The 17282-nt window shown below is 46.9% G+C and carries 17 protein-coding genes; 11 read left to right on the top strand and 6 right to left on the bottom strand.

The genetic code is table 11. The features are described from left to right. The first annotated feature begins 155 nt into the window (after positions 1-155). Positions 156-743, top strand: a complete 588-nt coding sequence (locus EL268_RS10275; protein WP_106653671.1) for a DUF3238 domain-containing protein — start codon at positions 156-158, stop codon at positions 741-743. 152 nt (positions 744-895) lie between these two features. On the opposite strand, the gene EL268_RS10280 is transcribed toward EL268_RS10275, so the two are convergent. Then, positions 896-1324: a DoxX family protein gene (locus tag EL268_RS10280; RefSeq protein WP_106653670.1), complete on the bottom strand. Its 429-nt coding sequence runs from the start codon at positions 1322-1324 to the stop codon at positions 896-898. 86 nt (positions 1325-1410) lie between these two features. Here EL268_RS10280 and EL268_RS10285 point away from each other — a divergent pair, with 86 nt between their 5' ends. After that, positions 1411-1980 carry a GNAT family N-acetyltransferase gene (locus tag EL268_RS10285; protein WP_106653669.1) on the top strand — a complete coding sequence of 190 codons (570 nt, stop codon included), beginning with the start codon at positions 1411-1413 and terminating at the stop codon, positions 1978-1980. Positions 1981-2042: 62 nt separating this feature from the next. Here EL268_RS10285 and EL268_RS10290 read toward each other — a convergent pair whose 3' ends face one another. After that, a complete protein-coding gene (locus EL268_RS10290; protein WP_106653668.1) occupies positions 2043-3503 on the bottom strand; it encodes a flavin monoamine oxidase family protein in 1461 nt (486 codons plus the stop codon). Between the two features lie 155 nt (positions 3504-3658). Between EL268_RS10290 and EL268_RS10295 the strand changes: the two genes are divergently transcribed. The 4 genes from EL268_RS10295 (at position 3659) to EL268_RS10310 (ending at position 7504) form a co-directional block, all read left to right on the top strand. Further along, positions 3659-4222: a putative glycolipid-binding domain-containing protein gene (locus EL268_RS10295; RefSeq protein WP_106653667.1), complete on the top strand. Its 564-nt coding sequence runs from the start codon at positions 3659-3661 to the stop codon at positions 4220-4222. A 23-nt stretch (positions 4223-4245) separates the two neighbouring features. Next, the gene (locus EL268_RS10300) at positions 4246-4632 is read left to right on the top strand and encodes a hypothetical protein (protein ID WP_106653666.1); all 387 of its coding nucleotides are present in this window, start codon (positions 4246-4248) and stop codon (positions 4630-4632) included. 18 nt (positions 4633-4650) lie between these two features. Continuing rightward, positions 4651-5121 (top strand): macro domain-containing protein, encoded by a 471-nt coding sequence (locus EL268_RS10305; protein WP_106653665.1) that lies wholly within the window; start codon positions 4651-4653, stop codon positions 5119-5121. A 361-nt stretch (positions 5122-5482) separates the two neighbouring features. Continuing rightward, the gene (locus EL268_RS10310) at positions 5483-7504 is read left to right on the top strand and encodes an endonuclease MutS2 (protein WP_106653664.1); all 2022 of its coding nucleotides are present in this window, start codon (positions 5483-5485) and stop codon (positions 7502-7504) included. A gap of 70 nt (positions 7505-7574) precedes the next feature. Here the strand turns inward: EL268_RS10310 and EL268_RS10315 are convergent, their stop codons facing one another. The 3 genes from EL268_RS10315 to murB all read right to left on the bottom strand — a co-directional run bounded on the left by EL268_RS10315 (position 7575) and on the right by murB (position 10231). After that, on the bottom strand, positions 7575-8765 hold the full coding sequence (locus EL268_RS10315) for a multidrug effflux MFS transporter (protein WP_106653663.1): 1191 nt from the start codon (positions 8763-8765) through the stop codon (positions 7575-7577). Between the two features lie 187 nt (positions 8766-8952). Then, entirely contained in the window at positions 8953-9306 is a 354-nt protein-coding gene (locus EL268_RS10320; protein ID WP_106653662.1) for a HesB/IscA family protein, read from the bottom strand. Between the two features lie 22 nt (positions 9307-9328). Then, entirely contained in the window at positions 9329-10231 is a 903-nt protein-coding gene (gene murB, locus EL268_RS10325; protein ID WP_106653661.1) for a UDP-N-acetylmuramate dehydrogenase, read from the bottom strand. 220 nt (positions 10232-10451) lie between these two features. On the opposite strand from murB, the gene EL268_RS10330 reads away from it, so the two are divergent. After that, entirely contained in the window at positions 10452-11087 is a 636-nt protein-coding gene (locus tag EL268_RS10330) for a helix-turn-helix transcriptional regulator (RefSeq protein ID WP_106653660.1), read from the top strand. Between the two features lie 52 nt (positions 11088-11139). Further along, a complete protein-coding gene (locus EL268_RS10335; protein WP_106653659.1) occupies positions 11140-12057 on the top strand; it encodes a phosphotransferase in 918 nt (305 codons plus the stop codon). Positions 12058-12112: 55 nt separating this feature from the next. Here the strand turns inward: EL268_RS10335 and EL268_RS10340 are convergent, their stop codons facing one another. Further along, positions 12113-13591, bottom strand: coding sequence for a sigma-54 interaction domain-containing protein (locus tag EL268_RS10340; protein ID WP_232030377.1), 1479 nt, complete (start codon positions 13589-13591; stop codon positions 12113-12115). A 327-nt stretch (positions 13592-13918) separates the two neighbouring features. Here EL268_RS10340 and fmdA point away from each other — a divergent pair, with 327 nt between their 5' ends. From fmdA to EL268_RS10355, 3 genes are all read left to right on the top strand, one after another. Further along, the gene (fmdA, locus tag EL268_RS10345; protein WP_106653657.1) at positions 13919-15100 is read left to right on the top strand and encodes a formamidase; all 1182 of its coding nucleotides are present in this window, start codon (positions 13919-13921) and stop codon (positions 15098-15100) included. Between the two features lie 36 nt (positions 15101-15136). Then, positions 15137-15448, top strand: a complete 312-nt coding sequence (locus tag EL268_RS10350) for an FmdB family zinc ribbon protein (protein ID WP_106653656.1) — start codon at positions 15137-15139, stop codon at positions 15446-15448. Positions 15449-15641: 193 nt separating this feature from the next. Next, the gene (locus EL268_RS10355; RefSeq protein ID WP_106653655.1) at positions 15642-17261 is read left to right on the top strand and encodes an AraC family transcriptional regulator; all 1620 of its coding nucleotides are present in this window, start codon (positions 15642-15644) and stop codon (positions 17259-17261) included. The last annotated feature ends 21 nt before the right edge of the window (positions 17262-17282 follow it).

Consider the following 17282-nt stretch of genomic DNA (forward strand, 5'->3'; position numbering starts at 1 on the left):
TAAGCACGGATAAAGTAAATGAGATCATCACACATTTTGTCCATGCTCGTTTTCCTATTGTTTGAACCAAAGCAAGATCCTTGTAGAAAAGCGTTCCTCACCAAAACATCACATATTTGTCTTAGAAGAACAATCACATATGGAGGTGCCAAGCTATGGTGAACCTGATCAAAATCAGAGCGAGTGTATTTATCCCCCTGTCATGGACAGAACCTAAGACCGATCCACAAACAGGAAAAATCATTCAATTTGAAGGCGATTCGCGTGAATTCTCCCCCTATGCGGTTAATTCGATGCGTTCCAGAGTGGAGCAAGAGGTCGTCGTAGACTTTATGAAAAAAGAAATTTTTACCTATCAGAACACGGGGATCACAACAGAGAAGATCACGAATCTTGATGGCTCGATTCAGCTGCGAAAAGGAAAAGCGAGTACAGAGGGAATATTGTGCAGGAAGATGGTATGGAAATCGGATGAAGAAGTGAGTTTTGAAATGAGCGCAAGTGCGAGTAATCCCTTGAATGAGCATGCTCCCCCGGTTGACTACTTATTATCGGTGACTGCGAAAAGGGATGGTCTTGTACAAATCGAAGGAGCGCATGATGGCTTCCCTTGCTTTGAATTTTATAAGCAAGCAGATTTTGGGGCGTTTGAAACGATTTATACCCATGATTTCCGCAAAACGGGCGATACTCCGGCGGCGTTAGCGGGAGAGATGGAGTATCAATTCCGTAAGATTCTGTAGTCCGAACGTATTTTCTTCATGGAAATGTTCAGCTATCAGTACCTTTCACTCTGCTTTCCTTCCACCAGTAGAACAGAGTTGTCACGACAAAAATACTGATCAATACCATCGTCAAAAAAGGAGTCATAGCTACGAGCCTCCTGATCTGTTATTTATTTCGCGAGCAGACCAACTAATTTTTTTCGATCTACCCAGAGCAATAGACCGCACATAACGGTGAGAAGCAGACTATAATTTTGAGCCGAAATATCAAATGCAAAATTGACGATTGTAATATTCAAGGTAATGGGAAATAGACAGACTGCCGCGATAGTTTTCGTCCTCGGAAAAAGAAGCAGCAACGCACAGGCCAACTCCGCAATTCCAATGAATATCTCATAAAACCGCGAGTAGCCAAAAAAGTGCCACGCCAAAATAAGAGGCTCATCTTGACTGGGATCAAACGTAAATGTTTTGGGCGGGCTGAATTGACCAGGTATCTTCACTATCCCATAAAGGAAGAAAGAAAAAGCCAAATAAAGCCGCATAGTAGCTGGAATGCTCTTTGAGAAAATGCGCTTCCACCTGTTAGCTGTGTCCATGCCAATCACCTACCTTTTCACTCTCTCATCAAAAGGTAGAAACGCTGAAAAAACTCCCATCCTACGTTTGCAAGGAGGTTCTTATCGTGAGTAATCCGACTATGTTCGATCCATTCCCTGTCATCGAAACAGACAGATTGATCCTTCGACAACCTGATCAACAAGACATAGAAGATATTTTTGAAGTGTTGTCACATGAAGAGGTGGCGAGATATGTAGGGATAGCGAGGTTTCAATCGATTGCAGATGCTGAAAATGAACTTCGCTGGTATCGAGACTTATTTGAACAAAAACAGGGACTCAGGTGGGCGGTCACGGATCGTTCCACTGGAAAATTTCTTGGCAGCTGCGGCTACAAACATTATCATGCTGTACATAACAAAGCGGAGATTGGGTATGATCTGAATTTTTCGTGGTGGAATAAGGGGATCATGTCAGAAGCACTGCGGCCCATTATCGCGTACGGGTTTACACATATGCATGTAAACAGAATAGAAGCTGACGCAGATACGCGAAATACGGCATCCATCCATTTGCTCCAAAAATTTGGCTTTCAAGTGGAAGGAATCCATCGGGAAACGGAATTTGAAAATGGGATGTACATTGATCTTGTGAAGCTGGCGCTACTTAGAAAAGAATATGAGTGGAATTCGTAAAAGAATCGGATTCCACAAGAGGCGGGGGAATGTACGGAATCTTTCATCGTACAGACCCCCGCTCATTTTCTCCCCACCTCTACAGCCACGCGTAACGCAGACTCAATCGCCCCTTGAATCCAGCCGTGATATTCATTCGAGGTGTGCTCCCCGGCAAAATAAATTCTTCCTTCAGGCGCACCAATGTAGGGAGCCATTTCCGTCTCCTGCAACGGTTTGAACAAGGCAAAGGCACCAGCAGCATAAGGCTGCAATGCCCAATTATGTGTGACCCCCGTAACGAAGGTGTTGTACACCTGCTCCCCATGAATGTCAGCCAGATGCTTTACCGCTTGCATAACTTGTTCTTCTTTCGACATGCTGAGCCACGGAAGGTCGTCATCCTCCCATGTGTAACTGACCAATACGACACCACCAGGCTGATCGAAACCGTGGTTGGGGAAGTAGGAGAGGCGAATTGGCGAATCCGTTACTGTTTGTCCGCTCCTTATTCCTTGTGCTTCCCAAAAGCGCTGAGAAAACTGGACGCCTATTTTGGATGAGGAAACATAGTGGAGTTGACGAATGGCTTTCCATTTTTGATAGGAAAACAGGTCGTACGGTTCAACCTGAACAAACTGCAAACGGGTAAAAGGGATGGTAATAATCGCGATATCACCGGTCATCTGAAACAGTTCATCTGAGTCGGTACGCACCCCAGAAATGGTAATTTGATTTCCTGTCCGGACGATTCGCGTCATTTTATGCCGGAAGTAAATAATCTCCTGTAATTGGGGGAGAAATGCCTGTGGTAGCTGGTCAAATCCTCCTGCTATTTCGTGAAAGCGTGTAGAAGGATCGAACAGGATGAAGTCTCGTAAAATTTCGGGAAAGGCGAGCTCAGGGAATCCCTCGAAGCCAGTCATGACCTTGATCATATCGACAGCGGGGGCGGATAAGGAAGGGCCAACAGGATTGAAGCGCATGAATTGATCCATGGAAAACCGATCATATTTTTTGACGACGATGGGCCAATTCTTCGCTGGATCGAGATTGATGAAGTCGATGACAGGCTTAATGGCTTGCTCTGCTAATTCATTGAAAGTACGACCTTTTTCATGTGGGGCTACAGAGAAGCGGAGGATGTCGGGATCGCGTTGATAGATCCAACGCCTTGTTTTGATGCCATTTACTGAGATGATGTCGTTGGGAGAGTTGTTGATAAACGGATGAAGGGGAAGAGCGAATTTCGTCACGTATGCCAGGGTAAGTTCGTGCGTATGAGGAATACGCATTGCCCCAGCTTCTAGATAATGCCCATGCGTAAAAGAAGAGCGCAATGTGAAAACTCTGCCGCCTATCCGGTCCGCTGCTTCCAAAATCGTTACGTTGTGTCCCGCTGCTTTTAGCAAAGAGGCAGAAACAAGACCAGCTATTCCAGCCCCGACGATGATGATATTGAGGGGGGAGTGGGTTTGCGGGAGACCATTGCGAATGATGGACAGCATTTCAGGTTGTGTTAAGGAGAAGGAGGGATTATCCATAGGTTGTCTCCTTTTCATTCTTTTCCGGTACTATGATCCTATTCCATTGATGACTTAGGTATGCTTTGTGTAAGCTGATCATACAGGACTCTACCATTTTCATCCAAAAAATGATAGGATGGAGAAAAGGGGAACAAATGATCGGAGGTCTATGCATGCTGCCAACGGATGTTATCTGGAAACCAACGACAGGCGTCGGCTATGAGCACTTGAGAATACGGGAGGGATCAAGCAGAATTCATGTAAATAGCATGGTGGTCGGTAGGCTGGATGATGCCACCATAACAAGAATCCAATATGAGATTGTCCTTGATTCAAATTGGGTCACGCGAGAAGTTTCAATGGGAATCATGGGCGAAGAAGGAGCTTTGCATCTCTCATCGGATGGCAGGGGAAATTGGACGAACGAGATGGGTGAGCCGATTCCTGAGCTCTTTGGCTGTATCGATATCGATATTTCTTGTACACCTTTCACAAATACACTGCCGATCCGCCGTTTGTCGTATTCTCCAAGCGAACCACAGTCTATGCAAGTAGTCTATTTCTCAGCCCATGAGCTGACGTACAGACAAGTGCAGCAGCAATATACATTGCTAGAATGCAAAGGGGACTCTTCTGTCTATGAATACCGGGCAGGAACATTCGTAGAGAACATCACTGTCGATACAAATGGGCTGGTTCTGAACTATCCAGACCTGTTTATTCGTGAGCAGGTGTAGGGAGAAAGGAGTGATTGTCCAGCATGGCTGAAAGGTTTATTGCGGGCATACTGGCCAGTTTTTTATTTACGTTTGGGACTGCACTTCTGTATTTTCAGGATCGATCCGCGGTTCTTCTCGTTGGGATGTTTACGTTCCCGACGGTGTTTCTGTTAGGGATTCCGCAATCTCTCGTCATTGATTGGGTCATGAAGCGATTGCCATGGAACAAGGAAAGCCTCCTTTTCATACTGGAAGCAATGCTGTACATCATGGCTGGAATCATCGCGACCATGATGCTTTTCTTAATCGTTACGCATACCTTTAGGCTGCTTCCTAAGTTTTATGTCCTGGGCATGGCTGCATCTTTGCTTTATTTTGTTTGCCTGCGTTTCCTACGGCGTAAAAAGAAAGCCCTGCAAGTAGCGTAAGGAGAAGGAGTGAGTGCAATGAATGAATGGGTACAAGTCGTGTCAGGCAACATATTGGAAGCCACGGAAAATATCATCGTGCAGCAGGTCAACTGCATGGGTGTGATGGGAGCAGGGCTTGCCAAACAAATAAGAGCCAAATATCCAAGTGTTTATACGGAGTACAAGCGGCTTTGCGATCAGTATGCGGATGCGCGTGGAGACCTCCTTGGACAAGTACAGCTTTGCCAAGTTGGAGAAGGGAAGTACATTGCCAACCTTTTCGCACAGCTCGGTTATGGAAAAAAAGGAGTCTACACGAAATATGACATGCTGCAAAAAGGGTTAGAAGAAGTTCTTTCCCTAGCGAAAAAAGAAAATCTAACCATCGCCATTCCATACGGGATCGGCTGCGGATTAGCAGGTGGGGCCTGGGATGTGGTGAGTAAACAGCTTGACGAAATTTTTGAGGGCTTTAGTGTGAAGGTGTACAAATTCGAAGCGGATTGACGGCAGAGGATCACCTGCGCTATAGTAGAGAGAACCATATCTAGGGAGAGATGTTGATGTCGGCGGTCGTTCTTAACTAAAGCAATTCCATACAAAAGGTCTTGATTCATCATTCGAAATTTTGCCATGCTGCAAAGTTTCTTTGTGCTGGGTGATAATCGGCCTTGGAATTAGTTAAGAACAACGGATATCATACAATGCCTTAGGTGAAAACCCTATCATTGCGCCCAAAATCCGTGCTGAGTTCAGCGCGGTTTTTTATTTGGTTGCGTTTTGTTTAGGTATCCCAAAAAAAGGGCGGAGAATGACATTTGTTCATTCTTCGCCCTTTTTATTTTTTGGAAAAAAGGAGAAATCAGTCATGAATGAAAAAGCATTACAACGTCTCGAATACGACAAAATCAAAGAAAAGGTAATGGAATACACCTTATCGTACGCAGGAAAAAAGCATGTAGAACAAATGATGCCGATGGACTCTGTCAAAGTAGTGCGAAGTAAGTTGGACGAAACAGCAGAAGCCAAGAACATCCTGCAAAATGGAGCCAGTGTACCGATTCCTGCGCTGGAAGGGATGGAGAAGATCCTCTCCCTTCTGGGGACGGGATATGTATTTAGCGTAAATGATTTTACGAATCTGTACCTGTTCTTAACGAGTTGCTCACAGCTAATGAAGTACATGGCGACAAAAGCACAATTGGCGCCACGCGTAAGTACCTATGCAGCATCGATGTACGACGCCGCAAAATTGAAAAATGAAATCGAACAATGTATCCGTCATGGGCAAGTTGTCGATTCCGCTAGCAAAGACTTGTTGAAGGTGCGTAAGCGCATTGTCGTCTTTGAAGAGCGCCTGAAAAGACAACTGGATTCCATCATGAACAAATATCGTTCGATCATGCAAGAAAATGTCATTAGTACACGCAATGGTCGTTATGTCATCCCCATCAAAAAAGAACATCGCAAGCAAGTGGCTGGCAGTGTTTTAGATGAATCGGCGAGCGGTCAAACCGTCTATATGGAACCGACGGAGATCAGCACCGTACAGTTTGAACTCACAGCACTCAAGGCAGAGGAAGAACGCGAAGTAACAAAAGTACTGATGCAATTGTCCGCATTCGCTGAAGAATATACGCACGAACTTGCTGTGAATGTCGAGACCGTTGGAATGTATGATTTCCTTTTCGCAAAAGCGAAGTACGCATTGGCAATTGGGGGCGCGAATGTCGAACTAAACGAAAAAGGGATCATCGATGTCAAGGAAGCGCGGCATCCGCTACTCGGTCCGAAAATGGTGCCGCTGCACATGAGGATTGGTCGAGAGTACAAATCGCTCATTATTACAGGTCCCAATACAGGTGGGAAAACATTGACGTTGAAAACCATCGGGCTTTTAACCATGATGGTGCAGTCAGGTTTGCTCGTACCCGTACAGGAAGGAAGTCGCTTCTCCATTTTCCGCAACATTGCGGTAGATATTGGGGATGGGCAAAGCATCGAGCAGGCGTTAAGCACGTTTTCCGCGCATATTCATAATGTCCTGGAAATCTTGCAGATTACCGACGCTTCGACTCTCGTCCTGATTGATGAGATGGCTACGGGTACAGATCCAGGAGAAGGTGTTGCCCTGTCGATTGCGATTTTGGAGGAGCTGCACCGAAGAGGCGCAACGGTGATCGTGAATACACATTTTAACGAGATCAAAAATTTTGCCTCCGCAACTGCCGGGTTTCAAAATGCACGAATGGAATTTGACGAAGAGACCTTGCAGCCACTGTATCGCCTGCGAATCGGAGAAGCAGGACAGAGTTACGCATTCCTGATCGCACTGAAGCTGGGTATCCCGTCTGAGATGATTCAGCGTTCTCGGGAAATTACTCGGAATGGATTCGCGGCTCCCCCTGCCACTACGGAAAGGCTGGATCAATACCAATACGTCGAGCAGGAAGAGGATGAGGCTCCAAGTTATGTGGAGACAAGAGTCATAGAAAAGCCAGAAGAAGTGGAAGTAGAGGTGGAAGAGGAAAAGGAAAAGCGTGAGCATCTTCCACAGGAGATTTCAGAAAAAGCGGCAGGCACACCAGCAACGCCTGAGCGTGACAAACCATTTGCTGTTGGTGATTGTGTATTCATCTCCTATCTGGGGAGAACCGGCATTGTGTTTGCTGCGGAGGACTCCAAAGGTATCGTTGGCGTCATGATTCAAAATCAGAAGTATAAAATCAACAAAAAGCGCCTCGTCTTGCATATTGAGGGCAAAGAACTGTATCCGGCCGACTATGACATGGACATCGTATTCGAGACAAAAGAGAACCGGAAGAAGCGTAAAATGATGAGTCGCAAGCATGTCGAGGGATTATCGATCGAGACGAAGCGGGAGGGGTGACGAGGTACGGGCAAAAAGCCGATTTTCTCTAAGAGAGAATCGGCTTTTTGATATTGATAGGATGAATGGGCTACTTGGCTGTATGGCTAGCTGTCATTTGTTTACTAACAAGCACCATGATGATCGCCAATAGCAAGAAGTAGATTGGCATGGTGACGAGCGAGCCATTATGAAAATAACTCATGCCGCTGGTGATAAGACTAACGACGATGTAGTAACCCAAACCAAAAATAGCGCCAGCAGTTCCGAGTACATCGCTGTAATGGACAAGGGCTAAACTCAGGCAGTTTGGAATCATGATTCCAACCCCCAGCAGAAGAGTAAAGATAGAGGCTACCATGATCGCCATCGAAATAACGGACGGACCCACGCCATACAAAGTGAAGCTTGTGAGCCATACCGCCCCTAAAGTCGTCACTAGTGAGCCGATCAGGATAATGTTCTCAGCCGGGTATTTGGTTAGCAGTTTTTTCGAGAGCATCGCTCCGATCACAGAAGCCAATGCTACGAAAATACCCAAAAACCCAAACACACCAGGTGTCATGCCGAAAAACGCAATGAAAATAAATGGAGCTTCGGCATAGTAACTGAACAATATGCCATTTGTCGCCCCAATTAAGAAGCCAAAAGCCCAAATCCTTTTGTCCGTAAAAAGTCGTTTAGCTACAGCTAGCGTGTTTATCTTCGAAGCTGTAGACGTTATGGTCTCAGGCAACGATACAAACGCGTAAGCAAAAATCGCTATGCTCATCGCAATCAGCGTGAAGAAAACAGCCTGATATCCATACGATTGATCCACCCAACCACCGATTAAGGGGCCAATTGCAGGCGTAAAAGCGAGAGCGGCAGAAATCTGGGCAAAAACTGCATGACGCTTGTTGCTGTCGGTACTCTCTCGCAAGATGGTTTGGGTTACCACCGATCCTGTACTCGCACCGAAAGCTTGAATGAACCGGCTCCATAACAACCAGTCAGCTGAATCGGAGAGGTAGCAACCAAAGCTGCCCAGTCCGTAAACGAATATTCCCCAGAGCATGGCAGGGCGTCGACCGATAGAATCAGAAAGTCTTCCCCAGCAAAATACGCCAAAGGCAAAACCGAGGAAGTAAATACTGAGTGTCAGCTGGATCGTATTGTTACTGGCATGGAGACTATTGGCGATATCAGGTAACGAAGGTGTATAGATCGTTTCGCTAATTTGCGGAAAACCCACCAGGATCATAAACAGTAACAAAGATGGTGTTGAGATTTTTCTATTCACTTGTACATTCCCCCTATATTCCGAAAATCTCAAACAGCGTAGGAGGGAGATTACGGGATGGGGGGTTTACATTTTATCAGTCTGGAAAATGAAAGCATATTGTCACCTTACATAAGTAATAGGGGGAAATTTTTCAATAGAATAGCATTCATTTGAAATCGGTGACAAGTCATTTTCGTCTGATGATTTACTCACACTTTTCTCTTTTCCCTCGATGCAGGGCTGTACGGAAGCTGCTTCCACAGCCGCAGGTTGCGATCGCATTCGGGTTTTGGATCGTAAATCCACCCATCATTCCAGTCTCTTTGTAATCGATTTCGACGCCATCGACATACGGATAGCTTTCCGGATTGACGACCAGCTTCACGCCATCCATATCGATGGTGGTGTCGCCGTCTTGATACGTATCATCAAAACCGAGTCCATAGGTCATCCCGGAGCACCCCCCGTCCTTCACGCCAAAACGGATGAAGAGAGAAGAGCTTTCTTGTTCGAGCATATTTTGAATGCGAGTGACGGCAGCTTCGCTGATTTGAATCATCGTGAGACCTCCCTTTTTATAATTACTGTTCACCTACGATCACAACCTCAGGAACAAGGTGAATGCCTGATTGGCTGTGAACTTTTTCCTGGATCTGCCTCATGAGTGTCCATACATCAAGTGCAGTGGCATTGCCGGTATTCATAATGAAATTGGCATGCTTGCTCGATACTTCCGCGCCTCCGTATCGCATGCCCTTTAGGCCAGCCTCTTCAATGAGCTTTGCAGCAAAATGGCCCGGAGGATTTCTGAATACACTCCCCGCACAGCCAAAAGGCAGAGGCTGTGCTTTTAAACGTTTTTCTTTATAGTGGTTCCACTGGAGCTTGATGCTTTCGCTGTCGCGCAAAGTCAGCTCAAAAATAGCTTCCGTGATAATGACATCAGTCTCTTGCAAGGATGAGTGGCGATAGGAAAAATCCAAATCTACAGCACGTAGGGAGCGAATGGCTCCCGTGTGCGTGATCACTTCAGCTGAATGGAAAATGTCTGATATCTCCGATCCATTCGCGCCTGCATTCATATACACAGCGCCGCCGACAGACCCAGGTATTCCGCCTGCGAACTCCAAGCCACTGAGCCTGTGCTTGTTTGCCAACGCTGCAAGCTTGATCAAGGAGTAGGCGGCCCCTGCGTAAATCTGATTGCCCGCGATTCGGGCATAGTCGAGAGCCTTGTTTAATTTAATGACCGCGCCACGATACCCTTTGTCTGTGACTAAAAGGTTAGAGCCCTTTCCCATTACCATCCATGGGACATGATGTTCATTCAGTATTTGCAGGACCATGATCAGTTGGGATTTACTGCTCGGAGTAATCAGTAAATCCGCTGGTCCGCCGATTTTCCAGGTAGTATGTGCCGCCAAAGGCTCCTGATAAGTCACCTCGACCTGTCGTTCACGGAGAAGGGAGAATACAGGTTTCATTCGTTTCACCTATCCTTTTTGGAAAAAAGCACCTTGCACTACAATCACAGTATATGCACTATTTTATATATATTCGACTAAAATGTTTAATAAATTGCAGTTGCGTAGGTTTCACAATGAACAAAGAGAGTCACTTTATAAACATGTTTGTTGAATTAGTTGTACAAAGGACATATACTGTGAGCGTATCGTTCTTTTCCAATAAAGGGGCGAAGAGAAAATGGAGAGATTTAGACACCTATCAACACGTGAATACATTCTATTGTTGCTGAAAAGGGAAGGGGAGCTCAGCACAAAAGATTTGCAAAACAGGCTGGAGCTCACAAAGGTAGCTGTTAGCAGGCAAATGATCTACTTGGAAAAAGACGGTTTTGTTGTGTGTATAGTAGGCCGTCAAAAAGCAGGTAGACCGATGCACTACTACTCGTTGACACAGCAAGGCAACGAACAATTTCCGAATGATTACGGGCAATTAGCCGTGGATTTGATGGAGCATATCGTGCTGGCAGACGGGGAAGACCGAGTGGATCAATTTTTCGCAAGACAGCAAGAGAAGATTATCCAGAAATACGAGGGGCAAATGGAAGGAAAAGAGCTATCTGAAAAGGTGGCAGAGATGGCACGCATCCAAGATGACAACGGATTTATGGCGAGATGGGAACAGGTAAGTGATGAGGAATATGTGATCACGCAGTACAATTGTCCCTATTTTAAAGTAGCAGATCGGTATCAGATGATCTGTGCAAGAGAGCTTAATTGTTACCGAGCATTGCTACAGACGAGCGTAGAACGGACGGAATGCGTAGCAATCGGCGGAAAGAAATGTGTCTATCAGATCCGAGTTGCGCAATCGTAGCTGCAAGCATCATCACGACAGATGAAACGACAAATGGGAGGGAACGAAAACAATGACCAACTCGAATCCATGGGATGCGGACTGGGAAGTATCTGAACCATTGGCACGCGCACTCATCTTCCGTCAGTTTCCGCAGCTAACTTCTATGCCCATCAAGCTGATCGGCTCTGGTTGGGATAACGTGGTCTTTCGAGTGGGGGACGAATATGTTTTCCGTTTTCCCAGGCGAAATGTCGCTGTTGAATTGATCAAAAAGGAAGGGGTGCTGCTGCCAATGCTTGCGGCATTCCTGACAATACCGTATCCGAAGCCCGTTTTTTATGGGGAACCCAACGACGATTATCCATTCCCTTTTTTGGGGTACACGTATGTACCAGGAACGTTTCCAAAAGGCTTGACCGACGAGCAGCGTGCTTCATCGGCAGTGGCACTTGCGACGTTTTTAAAAAGATTGCACGCGTTTCCGCTCCAGCGTGCCCGCGAGAACGGGATCGAGCATGATCACAGGAACCTGCTGGACATTGCACAGAGAAAAGAAAAGATGCAGACGTTTTTGGCTACCTTAGCTGTACATATTTCTGCAGAGGATCGGGATGCGATCGCGAATTATTTAGGGCAAGTTGTGATAGACCGATTAAGTCCGCGTGAAGTGCTGCTGCATGGAGACTTGCATGTTAAAAATATGCTGGTAGATGAAGCTGGGCAGATATCGGGCATCATTGACTGGGGAGATCTCAATGTGGGTCATCCAGGAGCGGATGTAAATGTGGCCTACAGTTTTTTACCACCACAAGCCCGCCAGTCTTTTTTCCATGCGTATGGAGAAGTGGATGAAGAGACAAAAATATTGGCCAGGATGATGGCAGTGTACATTCCAATGCTGCTCTGGATGCAAGCCATTGATCAAAATGACGAAGAAGTGGCAGAGGAAGCAAGAATGACGATACGGCGAGCACTCGCTGACGAATAGGGCTTCTGTAAAATGTCTCGGGGGACAAGCTGCTTGAGCTCATCCCCCGATTTTTTTATCCGATTCCTAACTCTTCCATTTTTCGATACAGGGTGCTTCGGGCAATTCCTAGCTTTTTGGCAGCGGCGCTGATCGAGGGAGCTTGTGTGATGGCTTGCTGGATCGTCTGTCGCTCTAATTCGCGCAATAATGGCAAAGGTTCCCCGGATGCTTCTTGCAGTCCATACTGCTGCTGCCATTCGCTCGGAAGATGGTGAGAGGTGACCCACGAATCACCGAACGCGTGTAAAAATGCTCGCTCCACGATATTGCGCAGCTCTCGAATATTTCCGGGCCATGAATGCTGCTGCAAGATTGCCAAGGCAGATTCACAGATGCCTGTCGGACCGCCAGCGTATTGGGTATGAAGCTGCTGGAGGAACTCGTCAGCCAAGGTTGCAATGTCTTCCTTGCGTTCGCGCAGGGAAGGGATGCGTATCTGTAGGACATTAAGCCGGTAGTAAAGGTCTGCACGAAACAGCCCATTCCGTACATCTTCTTCAATGGAACGATTGGTTGCAGCGATAATCCGAATGTCCAATGGCTTTTCTTCGTGAGAGCCCAATCTCGTCACTTTGCGTTCTTCGAGGACGCGTAGCAAAAGCACTTGAAGCTCCATGCTCATCTCCCCGATTTCATCGAGAAATAGCGTTCCTCCATTTGCCGCTTCGAATTTTCCCGGCTGTCCTCCTTTTTTTGCACCAGTAAAAGCTCCTTCTGTGTATCCAAATAGCTCACTGGCGATCAGTTCACGCGGAAGTGCTGCGATATTGACCGCAAGAAAAGGACCGTCTTTTCGCGAACTGGAGGAGTGGATGGCACGTGCCAGGACTTCTTTGCCGCAGCCTGTTTCTCCGAGCAATAGCGTATTTGATAGTGATTGTGCAGCAATACGTGCTGTATGTAATTGGGCTTGATAGAGGGGACTATTTGTATGAATCTCTGAAAACGAGTAACTGCTAGCTGTCTTTGACAAGGATGACGTGCATGGGCGAATGAGAAAGAGGCGATACCACGTCTTTTCCCCTAGATCGAGTTCCTCCAAGAACCAATTGGTTATGCGTTCTTGTTTCCAATCCGCTTCGAGTACAAGGCCTTCATAAAACGAAAATTGCTCTTGTGCCCGTTTGTTGGCAAACAGCACGACACGATCGTCGCTTACGGCGATTAGGGATTCTTGGCTGTTTTCGGCCCATGCGAAAAGAAGACTCTTCCAATTGGGAACAGAATGGGAGGCATGCCTGAGAGCTGGAATCACATGATCAGTTTGGAGTGCAGAAGAACGTCGCGTAGTAGAGAGGGATAGCGGGAAAAGCGGCAAAGAGCCATTTTGTAGCAAATGGATAAGCGCATCCCTGATCAGAGAAAATTCGTAGGGTGAAAGATTCGCAGAGGCCTGTAATTGTTGATAGAGAGAATGAAAGACAGCATGAGAGATCGCGCGATGATGGGAACGCTCAATTACGGAGGAAAAATCGAAAGACGAGAGCAGCATGCCGGCTTCAAAAATCGTTCTCGCACCCTTTCTTGGTTATAGTTTGTTTGTTCGATCGTGGGACAGGTGTCCGACAAGGAAGCAGGGAAACAAACGACACACACTGACGAAAGCGATACAAGAGATGAGGGGCTTTTCCGGTCAAGGGCGGATCAAATGCATGACCTGTTTTGCGACAAGCTCTTTGTATTAAGTATACAGGAGAAAATAGCCAAAAGAATCGGTATCATCAAATTTTTATCGGGACCAGCAAGCATTGGCATGTCATTTGCTTCTTTTGTTGAATGTACAGCATATGCAATTTTGAACAAGTGAGGGGGAAGCAGCATGCCAGAAGTTTTATTTCGAGTTGACTTGAACAAACCGATGGAGGAGCAGGATACACCTGGTCACAACAGATGGCACCCAGACATTCCAGCAACCGTTTCCGTGAATCCAGGAGCTGTTTTCCGCATGGAATGTAAGGACTGGACGGACGGGCAGATCGCTAACAGCGATGACCCTTCCGACATTCGCGATGTCAATCTCAATCGCGTCCATGTGCTTAGTGGACCTGTCTGGGTGAATGGAGCAGAACCAGGCGACCTCTTGGTTGTCGATATTCTCGATATCGGGGCGCTCCCCCAATCGGAATGGGGCTTTAACGGGATATTCGCCAAAGAAAACGGCGGGAGCTTCCTCGTCGATCATTATTCGCAAGCGGCCAAGTCGATCTGGGACTTCCACGGCATTTACACGACTTCTCGCCATTTGCCAGGAGTCAAATTTGCTGGCATTCTTCATCCAGGCTTGATTGGTACGGCGCCGTCTCATCAGCTACTGGATCGCTGGAACCGAAGAGAGAGCGACCTCGTAGCGACAAATCCTGAACGAATGCCGCCACTCGCGAATTTGCCGACCCCGCACAGTGCCGTGTTGGGCAGTCTAAAAGGAGCCGAGTTTGACCGAATCGCCAGAGAAGCGGCTCGAACGGTTCCCCCTCGTGAGCATGGCGGAAACTGCGATATTAAAAACTTGTCCAAAGGCACTCGTATTTACTTCCCGGTTTATGTAAATGGAGCGAAGCTGTCCATGGGCGATTTGCATTTTTCACAAGGAGACGGAGAGGTGACCTTCTGCGGCGGAATTGAAATGGCTGGTTGGCTGGATCTTCATGTGGATGTCATCAAGGGCGGGATGGCGAAGTATAACATCGTGAACAACCCTGTATTCAAGCCAGGTCCAGTAGAGCCTCGCTATACGGAATACCTCGTTTTCGAAGGAATTTCTGTCCACGAGACGACAGGTCAGCAGCTGTACATGGATGCGCATGTCGCTTACCGCAATGCATGCCTGAATGCCATCGAATATTTGAAAACAGCGATGGGTTTCACGGGGGAGCAGGCGTACATGCTGCTGGGAACGGCACCGGTGGAGGGAAGAATTGCGGGAATCGTCGATATTCCGAACGCGTGCTGCACCTTGTCTATCCCGACAAGCATTTTTGATCGAGATATTTTGCCGAAGTAGCCAAGAAAAAGATCGCGAAAGAGGGAGCCAAATACGATGCCGAGATACGATTACATGTGCGAGGATTGTGGCCCATTTGTACAGTGGCTGAAGATGAGCGAGCTGACAGATAGCGTTGCTTGCCCGGATTGCCAGCAGCTATCAAAGCGTTTGTACGCTGCACCAGGATTGATCATGACACCGCAAGCGCTGCGCCAACGCATCGAGCGTGGTGTAGAACCGAAAATTGTACGGAAACAATCGCATTCACATGAAGGAGCAGGGTGCAGTCACAGCCATGGCAGTCAGGCACATCGGGGACATACCCACAGCCGTGGAGGCAAACGCCCTTGGATGGTAGGGCATTAAACGGAATGGATGAAAAAGGCGTTCAGGAAAAACCTTAAGTGGAACGAGAAAACGTCGAGTGGTCATCTTGATGATCATTTGGCGTTTTTTTTGCTTTTTCTCACTCAAGTGCAATTGCAGTTTTGCCAAGTCTCTCGTACAATTGGTGAGAATTGTTATCAATTGCTGCATCATGATTCAAGAGGAGTTATTTATGAGAAAAACAGAAAAATATAGTGATCCGAATGTCATCACTGTAAATGATGTGCAAGTTTTGTCCATTTCAAAAGAATGGAAGCTTGTAGAAGCGAGAGATAAAAGCGAACAAATTATCATTTTGGTAATAGAGGGCAGGGCGTCGTTTCGGTTGGATAAGACAGGAGGGATGCTTAACCAGGGAGATTGCATGGTTATATCTCCAGAGGATATGCAGGAAGGGCTCGCCCTTTTGCCCATTACGGAGAACATCTATGTTTGTTACGTGGCGCTTTTTGCTGCTCATGCCAGAAAAGAAAGGGATGGATGGCTCATAAACGAAGTGATGCTGCCGATCCAGGGGAAGCACCATATCGAAACAATATCCTTAATTCACCATCACATCGAACAATTGCATCTGGCTTGGCGAAAAGATCACTTCGATCAGGCAACCATGCAGATTCTTTTTCTGAAGCTATGGCAAGCGATTCTGGCTGGAATCACGCTGCAAGAGAAAAAAACAGATCGCCAGCAACTTCTTCAAGGGATCGCAGAGCATATGGAGCAGCATTGTGAGGAGACTTTTCAGATCGAGGAGATGGCTCGCTACTCAGGAATGACGCCGACCCTTTTCTATCAGCAATTTAAGGAGTACACCTCGCTCACTCCCTTGCAATTCATCAATCGGAAACGAATGGAGAAGGCTTGTCAGCTTCTGGTGACGCAGGACGTGATGATTCCTGAGGTAGCTAGTGAAGTGGGCTATCGGGATGTGTACTATTTCAGTCGGATGTTTAAAAAAATCGTTGGCGTTCCCCCTTATCGCTTCAAGAAATCGTTACAAAAGAAAATCGCCGTACTCCATCCAGCAATCTTCGGTGATCTTCTCGCATTGGGGGTTTCGATCCAACATCTGATCCCTATTTGGGAAAAGCATCGGCAAAAGAGGCCGTACTCCCAGATGGAAGCAGCCACACTGGAATTTGACTTGTACCGTCTGCACCAGATGGAGCCGGATTTGATTGTCGGTACAGATCAAGTTGCACCTTGGCTGGAACAATTGGAAACCATTGCACCGACCTGGCTCATTCCCTTTAAAACAACGACTTGGCGAGATCATTTGCAGCAGGTAGCTGCCATGCTGGGAATTACAGAGGTGGCGACCAGCTGGCTCTATTATTATGATCTGAAAGCAGTTGCTGCTCGCGAGCGTATCCGCAAAAAAATTGGGAACGAAACCGTTATGGCAGTGAGGGTGTGGGATGGTGGAGCCCGTATATTTGGTGCGAAAAGGCGGAAAATTTCCGATATTTTGTACGGAGACCTCCAGGTAAGACCTCCAGTGGGAACAGGTCATTTTGCCTTTCTGGATATTGCGAGCCTGGATGAGCTTCAAGATTTTCAGGCTGATCATATTCTGCTTTTCGACGAAAGGAAAATTCGAACGGATGTACGCAAGCATCGTTTGAAAGGGAATGTACATCGAGCTGGGGTATATCCTTGGCTGCATTATTCCGCACTCGGCCATGAGCAGGCCATATCAGAGGCGCTCACGCATCTTGCAGAGTCACAGGAATGTACAAAAAAGGAATCAGGTTCTTCAATTTTCTTGCGTCCACAAGTTTGTGATAATGATTGAGAATGAGTATCACTATTGTTG

The sequence above is a fragment of the Brevibacillus brevis genome, from assembly GCF_900637055.1.
Classification (GTDB): Bacteria; Bacillota; Bacilli; order Brevibacillales; family Brevibacillaceae; genus Brevibacillus; species Brevibacillus brevis.

What these genes read in the sequence shown, in the direction of transcription:
- EL268_RS10300 (WP_106653666.1), top strand. Translation starts at nt 4,246, where the DNA reads ATGGCTGAAAGGTTTATTGCGGGCATACTGGCCAGTTTTTTATTTACG.
- EL268_RS10330 (WP_106653660.1), top strand. Translation starts at nt 10,452, where the DNA reads ATGGAGAGATTTAGACACCTATCAACACGTGAATACATTCTATTGTTG.
- fmdA (WP_106653657.1), top strand. Translation starts at nt 13,919, where the DNA reads ATGCCAGAAGTTTTATTTCGAGTTGACTTGAACAAACCGATGGAGGAG.
- EL268_RS10305 (WP_106653665.1), top strand. Translation starts at nt 4,651, where the DNA reads ATGAATGAATGGGTACAAGTCGTGTCAGGCAACATATTGGAAGCCACG.
- EL268_RS10310 (WP_106653664.1), top strand. Translation starts at nt 5,483, where the DNA reads ATGAATGAAAAAGCATTACAACGTCTCGAATACGACAAAATCAAAGAA.
- EL268_RS10340 (WP_232030377.1), bottom strand. Translation starts at nt 13,591, where the DNA reads ATGCTGCTCTCGTCTTTCGATTTTTCCTCCGTAATTGAGCGTTCCCAT.
- EL268_RS10335 (WP_106653659.1), top strand. Translation starts at nt 11,140, where the DNA reads ATGACCAACTCGAATCCATGGGATGCGGACTGGGAAGTATCTGAACCA.
- EL268_RS10280 (WP_106653670.1), bottom strand. Translation starts at nt 1,324, where the DNA reads ATGGACACAGCTAACAGGTGGAAGCGCATTTTCTCAAAGAGCATTCCA.
- EL268_RS10275 (WP_106653671.1), top strand. Translation starts at nt 156, where the DNA reads ATGGTGAACCTGATCAAAATCAGAGCGAGTGTATTTATCCCCCTGTCA.
- EL268_RS10290 (WP_106653668.1), bottom strand. Translation starts at nt 3,503, where the DNA reads ATGGATAATCCCTCCTTCTCCTTAACACAACCTGAAATGCTGTCCATC.
- EL268_RS10355 (WP_106653655.1), top strand. Translation starts at nt 15,642, where the DNA reads ATGAGAAAAACAGAAAAATATAGTGATCCGAATGTCATCACTGTAAAT.
- EL268_RS10295 (WP_106653667.1), top strand. Translation starts at nt 3,659, where the DNA reads ATGCTGCCAACGGATGTTATCTGGAAACCAACGACAGGCGTCGGCTAT.
- EL268_RS10350 (WP_106653656.1), top strand. Translation starts at nt 15,137, where the DNA reads ATGCCGAGATACGATTACATGTGCGAGGATTGTGGCCCATTTGTACAG.
- murB (WP_106653661.1), bottom strand. Translation starts at nt 10,231, where the DNA reads ATGAAACCTGTATTCTCCCTTCTCCGTGAACGACAGGTCGAGGTGACT.
- EL268_RS10320 (WP_106653662.1), bottom strand. Translation starts at nt 9,306, where the DNA reads ATGATTCAAATCAGCGAAGCTGCCGTCACTCGCATTCAAAATATGCTC.